Consider the following 16,468-nt stretch of genomic DNA (forward strand, 5'->3'; position numbering starts at 1 on the left):
TGGGCGGATGCGCCCGGTCGCCGGGCTCGACGTGCGCAGCGGGCTAGCGCCACAGCCCCAGCAGCCGGCTCAGGCTGACGGTTTCGACCGACTTGTCTGCGCCCGAATTGTCTGCGCTGCCAGCAGCCAGCTTGGTGTCGTCCGTCAGGTCGGAGATCGCGCGCAGCCGGCAGTACGTCCCGGAGACGCCGTTGACCACCGTATCCCGCCGGGCAACGTGGAACTGGAGCGTGCCCTGCACCTTGAGCATCGACGGCAGCCCGCCGCGATCGAACAGCATGATGACATCGAACAGGGCATTCACGGTGCCCGGGTAGGCTGAACCCTGGATAGCCTCCGCCCAGTCGCCCCGCCGCTCGAAGGTCTGGAACGCGATGGCCTGAACGGCCTCGACTGCCTGCTGGTCCGGATCGACCACGTCCTGCTGCGAGAAGAGCCGCTCGTGGATGCGCAGGGCTTCGGCCAGCTCGATGGCCGGGCCGAGATCGGGAAGGTCGCCATGGCCCGTGACTGCAACGGCATGATGAACGCCGCGTCCAGAAGGCGCGCGTGCTCCTCAGCGGACATCGTCTCGTAGACCGTCTGGAAATCCTGAACGAGCCTGTCCGGCGTCACCGGCCCCACGGGAGGCACGGCAGGCGGGGCGGGGTCGGATTCGGCGCTGCAACCGGCCAATAACGCCGCGAGAACGAGGGCGGGCAGCAGGACGACAACTGCGCTGCGCGATGGATGCACGGCCTGCTCCTTCCGGTCATCGCCCGGACTGCTGCCGCGGAAGGGAAGATGGAGCGGGCTACGAGGCTCGAACTCGCGACCCTCAGCTTGGGAAGCTGATGCTCTACCAACTGAGCTAAGCCCGCTCCGGATATCCGCTTGAACGGGACCAAATTAGCGCCCCCGCGGGCACCTGTCAACCCCGCCCGGCCGTCGGCGCTCCACGCAGCACGGTTGCCCGCCGGCCCTGCCTGTGCTTACTTGGCCGGACCATGATCCCACTCATCCGACCTTTCCCTGCCCCGCTCGACCGCCTGCACGACTGGCGCGAAGGCGACGCCGTGTTCGAACTCGACGGCCGCCCCCTCGAGGACATCCTCGATCTCTACTACTACGCGCCCGAGGAGAGCACCACCGCGCTGGGCATCCGCCGCGCCGACGGCGGCGAGCTCATCGTGCGCCTGGACCCGGGCGACATCCACGCCGTGACCGAGTGCTTCGCGCCGATGGAGTTCAAGACCTGCGCCTGCGACTGCGTCTTCTGCTTCATCGACCAGAATCCCAAGGGGATGCGCGCACCGATATACGTGAAGGATGAGGATTACCGGTTCAGCTTCCTGTACGGCAACTACATAACGCTCACCAGCCTCGGCCGTCGCGGCCTCGAACGCATCATCCGCCAGCGCCTGTCGCCGCTCTACGTCTCGGTGCACGCCACCGACATCGACGTGCGCACCCGCATGCTGGGCATCAAGCGCCGCTACGACGTGATGCTCATCCTGCGGCAGCTGGTCGCCGCCGGCATCGAGATCCACACGCAGGTCGTGCTCTGCCCGGGCTGGAACGAGGGCCTCATCCTGGAGAAGACGTTCCGCGACCTGGTGACCCTGGCTGCGCCCAAGGATGAGGACGAGGCGGCCTTCGAGGCGGTCAGTCGGCGTGGGCACGGCTACGAGGAAAGCGGGATGGGGGATGGCGACGAGCCGCCGCTGGCGCCGGTGCAGGAAGCGGCCGACTTCGACGTGCTGGCCCCCGCGAAGCTGCCCTGCGGCGAGCCCGTGTTCGCGAATCCGGATGACGACGAGGACGACCTCAGCGGACTTGCGCCGGCGCAAGTCGGCTCTCCAGACGATGAACCCGGCGTCACCGCCCGCGCCGGCGGCATCCGTTCCCTGGCCATCGTGCCGGTGGGCCTGAGCAACCACCGCGACGGCCTGACGAAGCTCGACCCGGTCACCCCGGCGGTGGCCACGGCCACCATCGACCAGGTGGCCGGCTGGCAACAGGAGGCGCGCGCAAAGCTGGGCTACGGCTTCGTCTACCTGAGCGACGAGTTCTACCTGCAGACCGGGCAGCCCTTCCCGCCGGCCGCCGACTACGACGAGTTCTGGCAGATCGACAACGCCATCGGCCTGACCTGCCGCCTGCGTGACACCTGGGCCGAGGAGCTGGGCTGGGCCGTCACCGACGGCGACATGCCGACCCGGCCCCTGACGGTGCTGACGGGCGAGCTGGCGGCCACCGCCTGGCGCCGCGAGTTCACGCCCGTGATGGAGGCGGCGGGCGCCCCGCCGGTCGAGGTGGTGGGGGTGGCCAACACGTTCTACGGGGCCTCGGTGACGGTGGCCGGGCTGCTTTCGGGCGGCGACCTGCGCCGGGCGCTGCTGACCCTGCCGTCGAACCCGGTGCGCGACGTGGTGCTGTCCCCGCGCGTGCTGAACGCCGACGGACTGACGCTCGACGGCCTCACACTCGACGACCTGGCGGTCGGACAGCCCCACCGGCTGCACGTCGGCGAAGAGGACGGCTTCATTGATTTCTGGCGCCAATTGGGCTAACTTGTGCGCCTGCGGCCCATTGGCCGCCACCAGACCCGGCGGCCCTGTCGGTGTCCCTCCAGACCGGGAGTCCGCTCTTGCCCCTGCGCACCGTCGCTATCGTCGGCCGCCCCAATGTGGGCAAGTCCACGCTCTTCAACCGCGTCCTCGGTGAGCGCCGCTCGGTCGTCCACGAGACGGCCGGCGTGACCCGCGACCGCATCGCCGAGATCACCGACTGGGCGGGCCACCCGTTCCAGTTGCTGGACACCGGCGGCATCATCCCGTTCGGCGAGACCACCGGCGATTTCGACGAGAAGGTCACCCAGATCGCCCGCGAAGCCATCGAAGAGGCGGACCTGGTGCTGTTCCTGGTGGACGGCAAGGTCGGCCCCATGGCCTGGGACGAGTCGATCGCGCGCGACCTGCGCAAGGCGGGCAAGGCCGTCGTGCTGTGCGTCAACAAGGTGGAGACCGACGGCGAGCGCCTGGCCCTCTACGAGTTCCACTCCCTGGGCCTGGGCGAACCGTTCGGCATCAGCGCGCTGCACGGTCGCGGCGTGGGCGACCTCCTGGACATCGTCGTCGAGGGCTTCCCCAAGCAGGAACTCGAGATCCCCTGCGACTGCAAGGTGGCGATCCTCGGCCGGCCGAACGTGGGCAAGTCGTCGCTGCTGAACATCCTGGTGGGCCGTGAAGAGGCGCTCGTCAGCGAGATTTCCGGCACCACCCGCGACTCGATCAACACGGACCTGAAGTGGCACGGCAAGACCATCCGCCTGATCGACACCGCGGGGCTCAGGCGCAAGTCGAAGGTGCAGGAGGCCATCGAGGTCTTCAGCAACATGCGCACGGTGCGCGCGCTCGAGCAGTGCGACGTGGCGGTGTTCGTGGTCGACGCCGAGGCCGGCGCCGTCACGCAGGACTCCAAGATCGCCGGCATGATCCACGACGCGGGCAAGGGCTGCATCGTGATCTTCAACAAGTGGGACCTGATCGGCGACAAGGGCGCCAACACGCACCTGGCGCACTGGGAGAAGTTCTGCACCGAAGTGCCGTTCCTCACCTACGCGCCCTGGTTCACCGTCAGTGCCGAGTCGCGCCAGCGCACCGGCCGCATCATGGAGACGGTGTGGGAAGTGCACGAGGGCCGGCAGAAACGCGTCAGCACCGGCCAGCTCAACGAATTCCTCGAGAAGGTGGTCGCGATCCAGGGTCCGCGGGCGCACGGCGGCGGGGTCGGCAAGATCTACTACGGCACCCAGATCGAGAGCGCGCCGCCCACGTTCCTCCTGTCGGTCAACGAGCCCAAGTTCTTTGCGCGGAACTACCTGCGGTTCATCAATAACAAGCTGCGCGAGGAATTCGGCTTTACCGGCAACCGGATTTTTGTGAAGATGAAGAAGCACTAGGAAGCACGCTCGGAAGACGTTCCTGAAGCATCCGTCACGACGTTCCCGACCCCGACCGGAAACGGACCCATGCTGCTCATCCTGTTCCTTCTTCTGGCCTTCGCCCTGGGGGCCATCCCGTTCAGTTTCATCATCGCCAAGAGTGTCAAGGGCATCGACCTGCGCCATCACGGTTCAGGCAATCTCGGAGCCACGAACGTATTCCGCACGCTGGGACCGCGCTGGGGCGTGGCCTGCCTGCTGCTGGACATGGCGAAGGGCGCGGCCGCGGTCTGGCTGATGACGATGCTGGTCGATGGCTGGCAGGCCGGCGAACCCACGCCGTTCAACATCACGCCCGACCTGTTCCGCATCTTTGCCGGTGCGTTCGCCTCGCTGGGCCACACGTTCAGCCCGTTCGTCAGCTTCCACGGCGGCAAGGGCGTGGCCACGACCGGCGGCGCCTTCGCCGTGCTGGAGCCGTACGCGATCCTCGTCACCGTCATCGTCTTCGCGATCGTCGCCTTCGCCTCGCACATCGTGTCGCTGGCCAGCATCGCCGCGGCCTGCGTGCTGCCGCTGGCGGTGCTGTTCTTCGAGCGCCAGAGCCCGGACACCTCGAAGACGATCATCTGGTTCACCTTCTGCGTCTGTGGCTGGGTCATCTGGCGGCACCGCGCCAACCTGGTCCGCCTGCGCGCGGGCACTGAAGGCAAGCTCCGGCACCACAAGGGCGATGGCGCGTCGCCCCCGCCGCCGGCCGCCTGATCGGAGGACCGTCATGGAATGCATGCCGCGCAAGGCCGCCATCCTGGGCACCGGCAGCTGGGCCAGCGCCTTCGGCCGCCACCTGTGCCACAAGTGGGAACGCGTGGTGCTGTGGGGCATCGACGAGAAGCAGGTCCGCAGCATCAACCAGACGGGCACCAACCCGGACTACCTGGGCAGCATCGTGCTGCCGCCGAACCTTCGCGCCACGCTGGACCTGAACGATGCGCTGGTGCGCGCGGACATCGTCTTCGTGGTGGTGCCCAGCCAGGTTGTCCGTCAGGTGATGGGCAAGGTGGCCCTCAGCGGCGCGCTGCCGCCCGGCGTGCCCGTGGTGAACCTGGCCAAGGGCTTCGAGGTCAGCTCGCTGAAGCGCCTGAGCGTGATCATCGAGGAGGAGCTGGCCGCCGCCACGCCGGCCGGCCCGCACCCGGTGGCCGTACTGCTGGGGCCGAGCCATGCCGAGGAAGTGGCGCTCGAGCTGCCCACGGCGGTCGTGCTCTCGGGGCACGAGGGCGTCGACTGGGCCCATTGGCAGGCCTGGATTTCGGGGCCCTTCTTCCGGGTCTACACGAACACCGACATGCCCGGCGTCGAGTTCGCCTCGGCGTTCAAGAACATCATCGCCCTGGCGGTGGGCATGGCCGACGGCCTGGGCGCCGGCGACAACACCCGGGGCACCCTGATGACCCGCGGCATGGTGGAGCTGTCCCGGCTCGGACGCGCGCTGGGCGGCCGCCAGGAGACGTTTGCGGGCCTGGCAGGCATCGGCGACATGATCACCACCTGCATCAGCCACCACAGCCGTAACCGCAATTTCGGCGAGGCCGTCACCGGCGGCGAGCAGAGCCCGGACCAGATCCTGGCCTCGTGGGTGCAGGTCGTCGAGGGCGTGGAAATGGCCAAGGCCGCCTTGAAGCTGGGTGAGAAGCACAATGTCGAACTTCCTATTACCAAACAGGTTCACGATGTGCTATTTTCCGGAAAACCGCCCCGGCAGGCGATGCGGGAGTTGATGGAACGGGAGCTGCGGGCCGAGACGGACTAGATCCGCGCGGGCGTACGACCGCCTGGCGGATCTGCGGACAGGGGAGATCCGGGACATGGCCGCGCCGATGGACTATCCGAAGAAACTCTACTACTCGATCAGCGAGGTCGCCGCCATCAGCGGCGTCAAGGCGCACGTGCTGCGCTACTGGGAATCGGAATTCCCCTCGCTGCACCCCAAGAAGACCCGTGCCGGCAGCCGCCGGTACCGCCAGTCGGACATCGAGAGCGTCCTGGCGATCAAGGAACTGCTCTACGTCCAGGGCTTCAAGATCGCCGGCGCCCGCAAGGCCCTGCGCCAGGAGAAGGCCGCCGAAGCGGCCCCGAACCAGCCGGCCCAGATGGCCATGGGCTTCGAGGCCATGGACGCCGAGCAGCGCCTGGCCTTCGTGCGCGCGGAGTTGCAGGAGATCCTGGAAGTCGTGCGCCAATTGAAGCAGCCCAAGGCCGCGCCGCTCAAGAAGATGGCCGGCAAGGCCTGAGTCGCGGGGCCGTGCGCGCACGGGGGATTGGTCCTTGTCCGCGCCCGGACGCCGTATTAGATTGTCCCCTCCTGCGAACCCCCGCCGGCTTCGGGCCGGCACGCGGAACCTCTCGGTCGGGACGTAGCGCAGCCCGGTAGCGCACTTGCATGGGGGGCAAGGGGTCGCGAGTTCAAATCTCGCCGTCCCGACCACTTTTCTCACGGATGCAACGGGTTGCCTTGCCGGGCAGCTCGTTTTCGTTTTTGCCGTCCAGCCGCGCCCGTGACCCGCAGGCGGTGGATGGCCGACTCCATTGAACTTCCATCCTCATGATCGTATCATATTGTCATGCGGGCATCGGTATTCCGGATCTGCAAGGCATGTGGAGAGACGTGGCAATCCGACAGGTGAACCCGGCCCTGGCCCTGGCCGTGGCCTCGTTTCTGGCTGCCGCCATGGGGGGCTGCCAGGACAGTGCGCCGACCGATCCGGCGCGCGACATCGTGCCCCCTGCGGCCAGTACGCTGGTCCTGGGCGCCACCACCACGACGAGCGTCGCGCTGACCTGGTCGGCCCCCGGCGACGACGGTCTCCTCGGCACATCGGCCGCCTATGACCTGCGATATGCGACCCAGCCGGTGCTGACCTCCAACTGGGACGCAGCCACACGCGTCGAGGGCGAGCCGGTGCCGGGCATCGCCGGCACGGTCGAGTCGTGCAACGTCACGGGGCTGACCATCGGCACCACCTACCATTTCGCGCTGCGCACATGCGACGAAGCCGGCAACTGGTCCGCGCTCTCGGACGCGCTCGCGGCGGCCACGGTGGCGGCGCCCGACACCATGGCGCCCGCGGCGGTCAGCGAACTTGTGGCGGCTGCGACGACCACCGTCAGCATCACCATCGCCTGGACCGCGCCCGGCGACGACGGCTCCGCCGGCACCGCCACGGCGTATGACCTGCGCCGCGCCGTGCAACCCATCACTGCGGATAACTGGGATGCCGCCGTGTCCGTCGCCACGGTGCCTGTTCCCGCCGTCAGCGGCACCGTCCAGACCTGCCAGGTTGCCGGCCTGGGGGAGGCGAGCACCCACCACTTCGCCCTGCGGACGCGCGACGAGGCCGGGAACTGGTCGGGGTTGTCGGCTCTGGTCGCGGCAACCACCGACACGTTCGCCCAGGGCCTGTTCGTGGACATACCTGCCGGTACGTTCCGCATGGGAAGTCCCGACGACGAACCAGGCCGCGAGGCCTTCGAGACGGAACACCTCGTCACGTTGACCCGCGACTACCGGATGCAAGCCACCGAAATGACCTCGCGGCAGTACCGTGACCTGTTGCAGTGGGCCTTTGATCAGGGCCATGTATCGGAAACCGCCGACGGACTGATCGACAATCTCGACGATTCCGGGTCGGTTCTGCTTCCCATCGAGCACTTCGGCTTCACGCTCAACGATGGCGTCTTCACATGCCCGTATCCGGAGCACCCTGTCACGTACCTGACCTGGAGGGCCGCCGCCGCCAGCTGCGACTGGCTCAATCTCCGGCAGGGCCTGCCGCGCACCTACGACCACGCCACCTGGCAGTGCATCGGCACTGGTCCCTACGGCGCCGCCGGTTACCGCCTGCCGACCGAGGCGGAATGGGAGTACGCCTGTCGTGCGGGAAGCACCACCGCACTGGCGAACGGGCCACTCACGCAACCCGACTGTGCGCCGCTCGACACGGGCCTGGATGCCCTGGGCTGGTACTGTGGCAACGGTTCGTACATCACGTCGGTGGCGCGGAAGCATCCGAACGCCTGGGGACTGTATGACATGCACGGCAACGTGGCCGAGATGTGCCACGACTGGATGGGTCCCTATGAGGGCGATGTCAGCGATCCGGTGGGCGTGCCGGCGGCGGCCGCACACGTCGTGCGCGGAGGCAACTGGTACAGCTACGCCCGCACCTGTCGTTCGGCAGCACGGGCCTGGGGCTCGGGTTCCGCGGGCTTCAGGATGGTGCAGACAGCGGAGGCCGGCGGTTCCCGGTAACCCCGCCCAACAAGGAGAATGGTCGCCATGTCGTCCCGTTTCGCGATAACCGCATTGCTGTGTGTCGGAATGGCCGCTGCGCCGGGTTCGGTGCGCGCCGTTCCCTGGTTCCCGTCCGAGGCCGGGCCCACGTTCGCATACACGTACGGCACGGTGGTCATCGGCGACGGGCCGACGGCGTCCGCCTTCAGCCGGAGCTTGTGCATGGGCGGCGCACCGTGGGGCTGCGAGTCGCAGGTCTTCCAGGTCGATGCCGAAGGCGATGTCGGTTACCTGTCCCTCGGCATCAGCGGGCCGGCCATGCCCGACCCCGATATCACGACCTATGATGCTCCCCTGAAGTATCTCGATTTCCCGCTGGAGACCGGCCGCCAGTGGAGCAGCAGCGCCGGCATCGTTCCGTGGGATCCGCAGGCGACGCCGGTTCAGGTCACGCTCGCAGGCGAGGTGATCGGACCGGAAACCTGCACGGTACCGGCCGGCGTCTTCGACGTCATCGTGGTCCGCCTGACGCTGACCTGTGCCGACGAGCCCTGGCGCGACTGGACGCGCACCCTGTGGCTGCATCACCAGCTCGGCCCCGTCAATGACCTCGTGTCCTGGACCGGCGTCGTCGGCACCGGGCCCATCAGCTGGGGCAGCCTGAAGGCCACCTGGAGGTAGCCGGCCGCCCGGCCGCAGGCCCCATGCCGGCCACCCTTGCGCCCGCCGCCCCGGCAGGCTAGTCTCTGCGTTCACGTCCTATCGAACCCCTGACAGGCCTGGAAGCAGCACACGCCCCATGAAAGTCGGCGCCATCCTTCCCGCGCTCAACGCCGCGCGCTTCCTGCCGCAGGTCATCGGCGACATCCGCCGGGCCCAGCCGCAGGTCAGCGTCCTGGTGGTCGATGACGGCAGTTCCGACACCACCGCCGAGACCGCGCGGCTTGAGGGCGCCCACGTCATCGCCCACCCCCGGAACCTCGGCAAGGGGATGGCGTTACGAACGGGATATGCCTGGGCGGAGGAGCAGGGCCTCGACTGGGTCTTCACCCTCGACAGCGACGGCCAGCACCTGCCGGGGGAGATGCAGGCGTTCCTCGACGCCGCAGCTACCGAAGAGTGGGACGCGCTGGTCGGCACGCGCATGGCCAGTACCTCGAACATGCCCTGGCTGCGCAAGTGGACGAACATCACCACGAGCCGGGTGATCAGCGGGCTGGCCGGCTGCACGATTCCCGATTCGCAGAGCGGCTACCGGCTGTATCGTGTGGCGAAGCTGCGCGGCCTGCGCCTGCGGACCACGCGCTACGACGCCGAGAGCGAGATCCTGGTGCGCCTGGCGCGCGGCGGCGCGCGCATCGGGGCCGTGCCCATCAGCACGGTGTACGGCGACCAGGTCAGTTCGATCCGGCCGCTGGTGGACACGGGCCGCTTCCTGCGCCTGGTGGCGCTGCTGGCCTTCACGCGGGATCGCGCGCGCGGCTCCGCCATCGATGAACCAACGCGAACGGGCAACCATGGCTGAGCAGAAGCACATCCTGATCTCCAACGACGACGGCATCAACGCCCACGGCATCGGCGTGCTCGAGGACGCGGTGCGTTCGCTCGGCTGCTTCCGCATCACCGTGGTGGCGCCGCACGACCAGCAGAGCGCCAGCAGCCACAGCCTGACGCTGACGTCGCCGCTGCGCATCATCGAGCACGGGCCGGGCCGCTACGCCGTCACCGGCACGCCCACCGACACGGTGCTCGTGGCCATGGAGAAGATCCTGCGCGCCGACCCGCCCGACTACGTGATGAGCGGCATCAACCACGGGCCGAACATGGGCGAGGACGTGATCTACTCGGGCACCGTCGCGGCAGCGATGGAAGGCACCATGTTCGGCATCCCCAGCTATGCGTTCTCGCTCGCGGCCTGGCACCCGACCGACTTCAGCGGCGCGCGCGAGTTCCTGCGACGCTGCCTGCCGGAGATCATCGCGTTTCCGCTCCGGCGCGGCTCGCTGCTGAACGTAAACATTCCCGACGGGCCCATCGAAGGCATCCGCGGCATCCGCGTCACGCGCCTGGGCAATCGCGTCTACCAGAACGTGATCACCGACCAGGTGGACCCGCACGGCAAGCCGTACTTCTGGATCGGGGGCCAGGGCCCCACCTGGAGCCGCGACCAGGGCACCGACTACGCGGCGGTGGAGGAGGGGTTCGTCTCGCTGACGCCGCTCATCGTCGACCTGACGCACTACGGGCTGCACCAGGAGATGAAAGGCCTCGAGCGCGACGGCCTGCCGCCGGCCCCGGGGGACGGCGCCCGATGAACGACTTCGCCGTCGCCCGCCGCCGCATGGTGCGCGAGCAGCTGGCCGACGCGGGCCTCGACGACCGCCGGGTGCTGCGCGCCATGGAGGCCGTGCCGCGTCACCGCTTCGTGCCGGCGTTGCTGCACCACCGCGCGCACCAGGACTGCGCCCTGCCGATCGGGTTCGGCCAGACCATCAGCAAGCCGTTCACCGTCGGCCTCATGAGCTGCCTGCTCGGCCTGCAGGGGCACGAGCGCGTGCTCGAGATCGGCACCGGCTCCGGGTACCAGGCCGCGGTGCTGGGCACGCTGTGCCGCGAAGTGGTCACCGTCGAGCGCGTGGCCCCGCTGGCGCGCCGCGCCGGACAGTTGCTGGCCGACCTCGGCTATGCGAATGTCGAGGTGCGCGCCGCCGACGGCCGCGAGGGCGCGCCCGACCTGGCGCCGTACGACGCCATCGTCGTGACGGCCTGCGCGCCGCACCTGCCTTCGGCGCTGGTGGCCCAGCTGGCCGAAGGAGGCTACCTTCTGCTGCCGGTCGACAAGGGCCGCGAGCAGATCCTCTACCGGTACCAGCGCCGCGGGCAGGAAGTGGTGATCGAGCGCTCGGTCTCGTGCCGCTTCGTGCCGCTGCTGCCGGGCGTGCAAGAGACGCCAACTGAAGAGACGCCGGCTGAAGAGACGCCGCCCGACGCTGTCACCGAAACAGGCACCGACACCGACACCAACCCAGGCCACGACCACGGGAGCTCCCATGCGTGAAGACATCCTTGCCGCCCTCGGCAGCCTGCCGCCACCGCTGGCCGTCTTCCTGATCGCGATGCTGCCCATCTTCGAGCTGCGCGGGGCCATCCCAGCCGGCTACGCGCTGGGAATGACCAATGGCCTGACCATCTGGCTGCTGGCCGTGGCCGGCAACTGCGTGCCCGTCCTGCCCATCCTGGTCCTGCTGGGCCCGGCCGAGCGCCGCCTGCGCCGCTTCCGCACCATGGACCGTTTCTTCACCTGGCTGTTCAGGCGCACCGAGGCCAAGAGCGACCTCATCCGCCGCTACGAAAGCATCGGGCTGACCCTGTTCGTGGCGATTCCCCTGCCCATGACCGGCGCCTGGACCGGGGCCATTGCCGCCTACCTGTTCAAACTCCCCTTGCGGTTGGCCCTGCCGTGTATCATTCTTGGCGTCCTGATCGCCGGCGTCGTGGTCAGCCTCGTGTCCGCAGGGGTCATCTCGTTATGGCACTAGGACATACGAGCGCAGATCAGAGCCGTTTGCCTCGGTCGGGGCGTAGCGCAGCCCGGTTAGCGCGCCTGCTTCGGGAGCAGGAGGTCGAGAGTTCAAATCTCTCCGCCCCGACCACTTCATCCCGTTTGCCGAGATTGCACTTGAAGCCGGGCGCGGTTGTCCTCGCCCTGGCCATCACTTGCTGCGTCGCTGTGGCCCTCGCGCAGGAGACGCCCCGCTACACGGTGCGCAAGGGCGACAGCCTGTCGCTCGTCGCCAGGAAGCTGGGCACCACCGTGGCGCACCTCAGGCGCAGCAACGGCCTCAAGAGCGACGTGATCCATGTCGGCCAGGACCTCTCGGTACCCGACGCCTTCAAGGGACTCAAGCCCGGCGATGTCCGCTGGAGCCGCCCGCTGCCCAAGGGCGGCCGCACGGTGCGCCCCTTCGGCAATTACCAGCAGGGCAAGCTGGTGCTGCCGAGCACGGGCGCCGATATCGCCTGCGCCGCCGGCACGAAGGTCACGGCGCCGGCCAGCGGCATCGTGCGCCACGCCGGGGCCATGGACGGCGTCGGCATCGTGGTCATTCTCGAGCACGGCGGCAGCTACACCTCGGTGCTGGCCCCGCTCGACGCCGCCTCGCTCGCGGCGCAACCCGGCCAGATCGTGCTGCGGGGCGATGTCCTCGGCGCCACGGCCGCGCCCGAGTCCGCATCCGAGGAACCGCACCTTCATGTGGAGCTGCGGAGCAACGACAAGGCGGTCGCTCCCGACCGCCTGCTCAAGTAGGCAGGGGAGGCCAGCGCATGAAGGCGATCGATCTGCGGCAGGTGATTCGCGACGTGCCCGACTTTCCCAAGCCCGGCATCCTGTTCAAGGACATCACGCCCGTGCTGGAGAACCCGGCCGCCTACGCTGCGGCCGTCGACGGCCTGCGCGGCCTGCTGGCAGCGGCGCCCTGCGATCGCCTGGCGGCCATCGAGTCGCGCGGCTTCGTGTTCGGCGGCCCGCTGGCCCTGCAGCTGGGCCTGCCGCTGTCGCTCGTGCGCAAGGCCGGCAAGCTGCCCGCCGCCACGCGCGCCGTGACCTACGCCCTGGAGTACGGCACCGCCACCATCGAGGCCCACCTCGACAGCTTCCATGCCGGCGAACGCATCGTCATCGTCGACGACCTGCTGGCCACCGGCGGCACCGCGCTGGCCGCCGCCCAACTGGTGCGCGAGGCGGGCGCCACGGTGGCCGGATTCCTGTTCCTGGTGGAGTTGGATTTCCTGGCCGGGCGGGAAAAGCTGCTCGTCGAGGCGCCGGTGTTTTCCCTTGTGCGGTTCGGCTGACCGGCCATTATTGGGCCGGCGCCCATCGATTCGGTGCCCCCGTAGCTCAGTTGGATAGAGCACCAGATTCCTAATCTGGGGGCCGCAGGTTCGAATCCTGTCGGGGGTACCACTCACCATCGGGCCACTTGGCCCCAGCTTTCAATATCGTCGTTTCGTCACAGTTCGCGCTTCGATGTGCAGACATTCATACCATTCGTACCGGCGCCGCTCCTACCTCACCAACAATTCCTCCGCAGCACCCCCGCCACCGCGCAACACCGCCACGCCCGGCAATCCGTTCCAGAACCACAAATCGAAATACCGCGACTTCGCGCGCGGCGAATAGTACTTCTCGAAGTGCTCGACGAAGTCGTCGGGGAAGATCGGCAGGTGGGGGCGTACCAGTTCACCTTGCGGAACGGGCGCTGGCCACGCGGGACCAGCCAGACCGAGATGCGGCCTTCGCGGATAGCGTCGTAGGTGGAGGAGGAGAGGTCGCGGCCCGACAGCGACGAATCCATCACCGAGATCGGGTCCAGCAGCACCGGGTTGTCGCTGAAGGCGAGCAGGGCGCGCGGCCACGTGCTGAGGAAGGCCTTGTTCTCGCCGCCGCAGGCCATGGCCAGGGACAGGCCGTCGTAGTCGTTCATGATCGAACGCACGTCGTCGGCCAGGTCGGGCAGCTGGCGCGACTGCCAGTCGAGCAGGCGCACGGCGCGGTACTCGTTCACGCTGCCGGCCAGCAGCAGCGTCAGCGCGAAGGCCACCAGAGCGCCCTGGCGCGTGCGCGGACGCCAGTCGAAGCCCACGTCCTGCAGGCGGTGCAGCAGGCGTCCCAGCACGTAGATCGTCGGCAGGGCCAGCGGCATCAGGTGCACCATGCCGGCGCCCGGCTTCGAGGCCAGGACCAGCGTTGCCGGCAGCACCGCCACCAGCGAGAGCAGCAGCGTGCCCTCGGGCGTGCCCTGCCAGCGCCGCCAGCCGCCCACCGCCAGCACCAGGCCCAGCGGCAGCACCAGCGCCGCGGCATAGCCGAGGTCGAGCGAGAGGAACTCGGTGGACAGGCCGTGGTGGGAGGCGTTGCGCACCCAGGCCAGGTAGTTCACCAGCGAGACCTGGTCGTTGAATGCGAACGGCAGGGCCGCCACCAGGCCGGCGCCGAGCAGCGAGGTCACGGTGGCGCGGCGACCGAACCGCGTCGCCAGCACCGCCATCACCGGCACGAAATAGAGGATGCCGTGCAGCTTCAGGTTGACGCCGAAGCCGGCGGTCACGGCGACGACCAGCACCGCCAGCGGCAGCCGCAGGCGCGCCGCCCCGTACAGCCCCAGCGCCAGTGCGAACAACATCAGCGCGTCCGGGCGCACCACGGCCACCGAGAAGCCCTGGGCCCAGAAATACATCGCCGCGCCGGCCGTCAGAGCCACCGCCATGGTGTCGCGCCGGCGGCGCGCCATGGCCGCGTACAGCAGCACCAGGCTGCCCACCGCGGCGATCGCCGAAGCCAGCTTCACCGACACCAGCGACGGCCCGAGCAGCTTCAGGAACAGGCCGTTGGTCAGGAACACGGAAGGACCGTAGAGGACGCTGTAGCGCTCGGCGGCGTCGAAGGGCGTGTAGAGGGGGTGACCGTGGCTGACCAGCCACGACAGGGTGGAGATCACCGGCTCCACCTCGCCCGCGAAGCCCTCCAGCCCCACGTACCAGGCGGCGATGCCGGCGAACACCGTCACCAGGGCGAGCGACAACGTCCAGACGATGGCCGGTCGCAGGCGCAGCCCCGACAGGTCCAGGCGCCGCCCGGCGAGCAGCCACACGCCGAAGAACAGGGCAAACGCGGCCACCATGTTCCGGGCAAAGAAGATGATGATATCCAAGGCGAACTGTAGCATGGCGGCTCGGCGTTCACCTCCTGGCACGCCGCGGCATTGCCTCCGCGGACCGTCTCATCAACCATGTGTGGGGTCGCGCGCGCCTGGGCCGCAGCCCGGCCAGCGAATGACGGGGTATCATGACACAGTGGAATGGGAAGTCAATTGCCCTAATTGCAAATCAAATATCGACAAGGGGATGCCAAATCCGATTCGGGTCGATTCTCAGTCGCGGGAGCCGCTACCGCCGGCACCCGGCAGCTCCACGGCAATGAAACCGTTGTCCACCATGGCCTGAACGAACAGGCAGACCCGGCGCGGCAGGTCCTCGCTGTCGTCCGGCGCCACGGCGTTCACGAACGGAACCAGGTCGCGCACCGTCCGCCGGCCATCCGTCGCGTTCCACACGGCGGCGCCGCGCGCCTCAAGCGGCACCCGCACAAACCGCTTGCCGGGACCGAGACGGGGCTGGAGGAGGCGCCCCCAGATCGCATCGCGATAGCGGGGGACCAGCAGCGCCACCGTCCCGCCCGCCTCCGCGGGCGCGGCCTCCACCACCCGCCGCGGCACCAGGTCGAGGTAATCCACGCCTTCCCAGGCCGAGGTCTTCCGCGATCGTTCCGCGCTGCTTTTCCTGCCGAACATGCCGACCTCCGGGCCTTTGCGTACGGCCTGCGCCGCATTACATTGGAGTCGCGACGCTCGGAACCACAGGGGGACTCGCATGGAAATCCCGGTCCGCGACCGCTGGCTCAGCGCCATCTGCTACCTGTCGTTCCTGGTGCTGGTGCCCATGCTCAGCACCAGCCGCAGCCCCTTCCTCAACCGCCACTGCCGGCAGGGGTTCGCCCTGCTCTTCGTCGAGGTCGTGGGGGCCCTCTTCATCCTCATCATCGACGGCACCATCGGCCGCATCCCGCTGCTCGGCTTCCTGGTCGTCATCATCCTGAGGCTGGCGTTCTTCGTCGCCATCCTCGGCGTCTCGGTGATGGGCTTCACGCGCGCGCTGTTCGGGGAGACCTGGCGCGTGCCGTACCTCGACGAGCTGGCCGAGCGGATCCCGTTCGGGTCCTGAACCAGCAATTTCCGCCGCAGCCTGAAGGCACGCAAGGCGCCGTTTCCCAGCGCCTTGCCTGACTCGCTTCAATAATTGCGCATAATGTATATTATGTTAAGTAGCAATCAAGGGCCCCAAAGCGGAAAGCGCCGCGATCAGCCCGCCAGTTCCTCCAGCTTGTCGCGGATCTTGCCCTCGTTCACGACGCCCATCAACGAATCGACCACGCGCCCGCCCTTGAAGAACAGCAGCGCCGGGATGCTCCGGATGCCCAGTTCGCCGGCGGCCTGCGGCTGGGCCTGGATGTCCATCTTGCCGACGATGACCCGGCCCGCGAACTCGCCGGCGAGTTTCTCGATGGTCGGCGTCAGCGCCTTGCAGGGTCCGCACCACGGCGCCCAGAAATCGACGAGCACCGGCTGCGGGTTGTGCATCACGGATGACATGAAATCGGCGTCGGTGAATTCGCGCAGCGTGGTCGACAT

The 16,468-nt window shown here is 68.4% G+C and carries 18 protein-coding genes and 4 tRNA genes; 17 read left to right on the forward strand and 5 right to left on the reverse strand.

The window, feature by feature from the left end; all coding sequences use genetic code 11:
• Positions 1-43 precede the first annotated feature (43 nt).
• Together IPG61_01110 and IPG61_01115 are read right to left on the reverse strand one after the other, a co-directional pair.
• Complete coding sequence (locus tag IPG61_01110; GenBank protein ID MBK6732701.1) at positions 44-418, reverse strand: hypothetical protein; 375 nt, start codon at positions 416-418, stop codon at positions 44-46.
• 366 nt (positions 419-784) lie between these two features.
• Positions 785-860 (reverse strand) — tRNA-Gly (locus tag IPG61_01115).
• A gap of 126 nt (positions 861-986) precedes the next feature.
• On the opposite strand from IPG61_01115, the gene IPG61_01120 reads away from it, so the two are divergent.
• From IPG61_01120 to IPG61_01195, 16 genes are all read left to right on the forward strand, one after another.
• A complete protein-coding gene (locus tag IPG61_01120; GenBank protein ID MBK6732702.1) occupies positions 987-2,552 on the forward strand; it encodes a DUF512 domain-containing protein in 1,566 nt (521 codons plus the stop codon).
• A 77-nt stretch (positions 2,553-2,629) separates the two neighbouring features.
• On the forward strand, positions 2,630-3,943 hold the full coding sequence (der, locus tag IPG61_01125) for a ribosome biogenesis GTPase Der (protein ID MBK6732703.1): 1,314 nt from the start codon (positions 2,630-2,632) through the stop codon (positions 3,941-3,943).
• A 69-nt stretch (positions 3,944-4,012) separates the two neighbouring features.
• Entirely contained in the window at positions 4,013-4,690 is a 678-nt protein-coding gene (gene plsY / locus IPG61_01130; protein ID MBK6732704.1) for a glycerol-3-phosphate 1-O-acyltransferase PlsY, read from the forward strand.
• Between the two features lie 13 nt (positions 4,691-4,703).
• On the forward strand, positions 4,704-5,738 hold the full coding sequence (locus IPG61_01135; GenBank protein ID MBK6732705.1) for an NAD(P)-dependent glycerol-3-phosphate dehydrogenase: 1,035 nt from the start codon (positions 4,704-4,706) through the stop codon (positions 5,736-5,738).
• 55 nt (positions 5,739-5,793) lie between these two features.
• Positions 5,794-6,219: a MerR family transcriptional regulator gene (locus tag IPG61_01140; protein ID MBK6732706.1), complete on the forward strand. Its 426-nt coding sequence runs from the start codon at positions 5,794-5,796 to the stop codon at positions 6,217-6,219.
• 117 nt (positions 6,220-6,336) lie between these two features.
• Positions 6,337-6,413 (forward strand) — tRNA-Pro (locus tag IPG61_01145).
• A 180-nt stretch (positions 6,414-6,593) separates the two neighbouring features.
• On the forward strand, positions 6,594-8,237 hold the full coding sequence (locus IPG61_01150; protein ID MBK6732707.1) for an SUMF1/EgtB/PvdO family nonheme iron enzyme: 1,644 nt from the start codon (positions 6,594-6,596) through the stop codon (positions 8,235-8,237).
• 27 nt (positions 8,238-8,264) lie between these two features.
• Positions 8,265-8,900, forward strand: coding sequence for a hypothetical protein (locus IPG61_01155; GenBank protein ID MBK6732708.1), 636 nt, complete (start codon positions 8,265-8,267; stop codon positions 8,898-8,900).
• A 118-nt stretch (positions 8,901-9,018) separates the two neighbouring features.
• Entirely contained in the window at positions 9,019-9,744 is a 726-nt protein-coding gene (locus tag IPG61_01160) for a glycosyltransferase family 2 protein (protein ID MBK6732709.1), read from the forward strand.
• Complete coding sequence (gene surE, locus IPG61_01165) at positions 9,737-10,534, forward strand: 5'/3'-nucleotidase SurE (GenBank protein ID MBK6732710.1); 798 nt, start codon at positions 9,737-9,739, stop codon at positions 10,532-10,534. The genes IPG61_01160 and surE overlap by 8 nt, the downstream gene beginning before the upstream one ends.
• A complete protein-coding gene (locus IPG61_01170) occupies positions 10,531-11,277 on the forward strand; it encodes a protein-L-isoaspartate(D-aspartate) O-methyltransferase (GenBank protein MBK6732711.1) in 747 nt (248 codons plus the stop codon). Before surE ends, IPG61_01170 begins: the two co-directional genes overlap by 4 nt.
• Positions 11,270-11,758, forward strand: a complete 489-nt coding sequence (locus IPG61_01175) for a small multi-drug export protein (GenBank protein MBK6732712.1) — start codon at positions 11,270-11,272, stop codon at positions 11,756-11,758. Before IPG61_01170 ends, IPG61_01175 begins: the two co-directional genes overlap by 8 nt.
• A gap of 36 nt (positions 11,759-11,794) precedes the next feature.
• Positions 11,795-11,872, forward strand: a tRNA-Pro gene (locus IPG61_01180).
• Positions 11,873-11,898: 26 nt separating this feature from the next.
• Complete coding sequence (locus IPG61_01185) at positions 11,899-12,528, forward strand: LysM peptidoglycan-binding domain-containing M23 family metallopeptidase (GenBank protein ID MBK6732713.1); 630 nt, start codon at positions 11,899-11,901, stop codon at positions 12,526-12,528.
• Positions 12,529-12,545: 17 nt separating this feature from the next.
• Positions 12,546-13,073 (forward strand): adenine phosphoribosyltransferase, encoded by a 528-nt coding sequence (locus IPG61_01190; GenBank protein MBK6732714.1) that lies wholly within the window; start codon positions 12,546-12,548, stop codon positions 13,071-13,073.
• Between the two features lie 35 nt (positions 13,074-13,108).
• A tRNA-Arg gene (locus tag IPG61_01195) sits at positions 13,109-13,185 on the forward strand.
• A 106-nt stretch (positions 13,186-13,291) separates the two neighbouring features.
• Here IPG61_01195 and IPG61_01200 read toward each other — a convergent pair.
• Together IPG61_01200 and IPG61_01205 are read right to left on the reverse strand one after the other, a co-directional pair.
• Positions 13,292-14,947: a glycosyltransferase family 39 protein gene (locus IPG61_01200; GenBank protein ID MBK6732715.1), complete on the reverse strand. Its 1,656-nt coding sequence runs from the start codon at positions 14,945-14,947 to the stop codon at positions 13,292-13,294.
• 204 nt (positions 14,948-15,151) lie between these two features.
• On the reverse strand, positions 15,152-15,571 hold the full coding sequence (locus tag IPG61_01205) for a hypothetical protein (protein ID MBK6732716.1): 420 nt from the start codon (positions 15,569-15,571) through the stop codon (positions 15,152-15,154).
• Positions 15,572-15,650: 79 nt separating this feature from the next.
• On the opposite strand from IPG61_01205, the gene IPG61_01210 reads away from it, so the two are divergent.
• Positions 15,651-16,001: a hypothetical protein gene (locus IPG61_01210; protein ID MBK6732717.1), complete on the forward strand. Its 351-nt coding sequence runs from the start codon at positions 15,651-15,653 to the stop codon at positions 15,999-16,001.
• Positions 16,002-16,138: 137 nt separating this feature from the next.
• Here IPG61_01210 and trxA read toward each other — a convergent pair whose 3' ends face one another.
• Complete coding sequence (trxA, locus tag IPG61_01215) at positions 16,139-16,468, reverse strand: thioredoxin (protein MBK6732718.1); 330 nt, start codon at positions 16,466-16,468, stop codon at positions 16,139-16,141.

The sequence above is a fragment of the bacterium genome (genome assembly GCA_016703265.1).
Taxonomy (GTDB): Bacteria; Krumholzibacteriota; Krumholzibacteriia; order LZORAL124-64-63; family LZORAL124-64-63; genus CAINDZ01.

Excerpts from the sequence above, each read along its gene's own strand:
- IPG61_01120 (MBK6732702.1), top strand. The coding sequence starts at position 987 with ATGATCCCACTCATCCGACCTTTCCCTGCCCCGCTCGACCGCCTGCAC.
- plsY (MBK6732704.1), top strand. The coding sequence starts at position 4,013 with ATGCTGCTCATCCTGTTCCTTCTTCTGGCCTTCGCCCTGGGGGCCATC.
- IPG61_01135 (MBK6732705.1), top strand. The coding sequence starts at position 4,704 with ATGGAATGCATGCCGCGCAAGGCCGCCATCCTGGGCACCGGCAGCTGG.
- IPG61_01140 (MBK6732706.1), top strand. The coding sequence starts at position 5,794 with ATGGCCGCGCCGATGGACTATCCGAAGAAACTCTACTACTCGATCAGC.
- IPG61_01155 (MBK6732708.1), top strand. The coding sequence starts at position 8,265 with ATGTCGTCCCGTTTCGCGATAACCGCATTGCTGTGTGTCGGAATGGCC.
- IPG61_01160 (MBK6732709.1), top strand. The coding sequence starts at position 9,019 with ATGAAAGTCGGCGCCATCCTTCCCGCGCTCAACGCCGCGCGCTTCCTG.
- surE (MBK6732710.1), top strand. The coding sequence starts at position 9,737 with ATGGCTGAGCAGAAGCACATCCTGATCTCCAACGACGACGGCATCAAC.
- IPG61_01170 (MBK6732711.1), top strand. The coding sequence starts at position 10,531 with ATGAACGACTTCGCCGTCGCCCGCCGCCGCATGGTGCGCGAGCAGCTG.
- IPG61_01175 (MBK6732712.1), top strand. The coding sequence starts at position 11,270 with ATGCGTGAAGACATCCTTGCCGCCCTCGGCAGCCTGCCGCCACCGCTG.
- IPG61_01190 (MBK6732714.1), top strand. The coding sequence starts at position 12,546 with ATGAAGGCGATCGATCTGCGGCAGGTGATTCGCGACGTGCCCGACTTT.
- IPG61_01200 (MBK6732715.1), bottom strand. The coding sequence starts at position 14,947 with ATGCTACAGTTCGCCTTGGATATCATCATCTTCTTTGCCCGGAACATG.
- IPG61_01205 (MBK6732716.1), bottom strand. The coding sequence starts at position 15,571 with ATGTTCGGCAGGAAAAGCAGCGCGGAACGATCGCGGAAGACCTCGGCC.
- IPG61_01210 (MBK6732717.1), top strand. The coding sequence starts at position 15,651 with ATGGAAATCCCGGTCCGCGACCGCTGGCTCAGCGCCATCTGCTACCTG.
- trxA (MBK6732718.1), bottom strand. The coding sequence starts at position 16,468 with ATGTCGACCACGCTGCGCGAATTCACCGACGCCGATTTCATGTCATCC.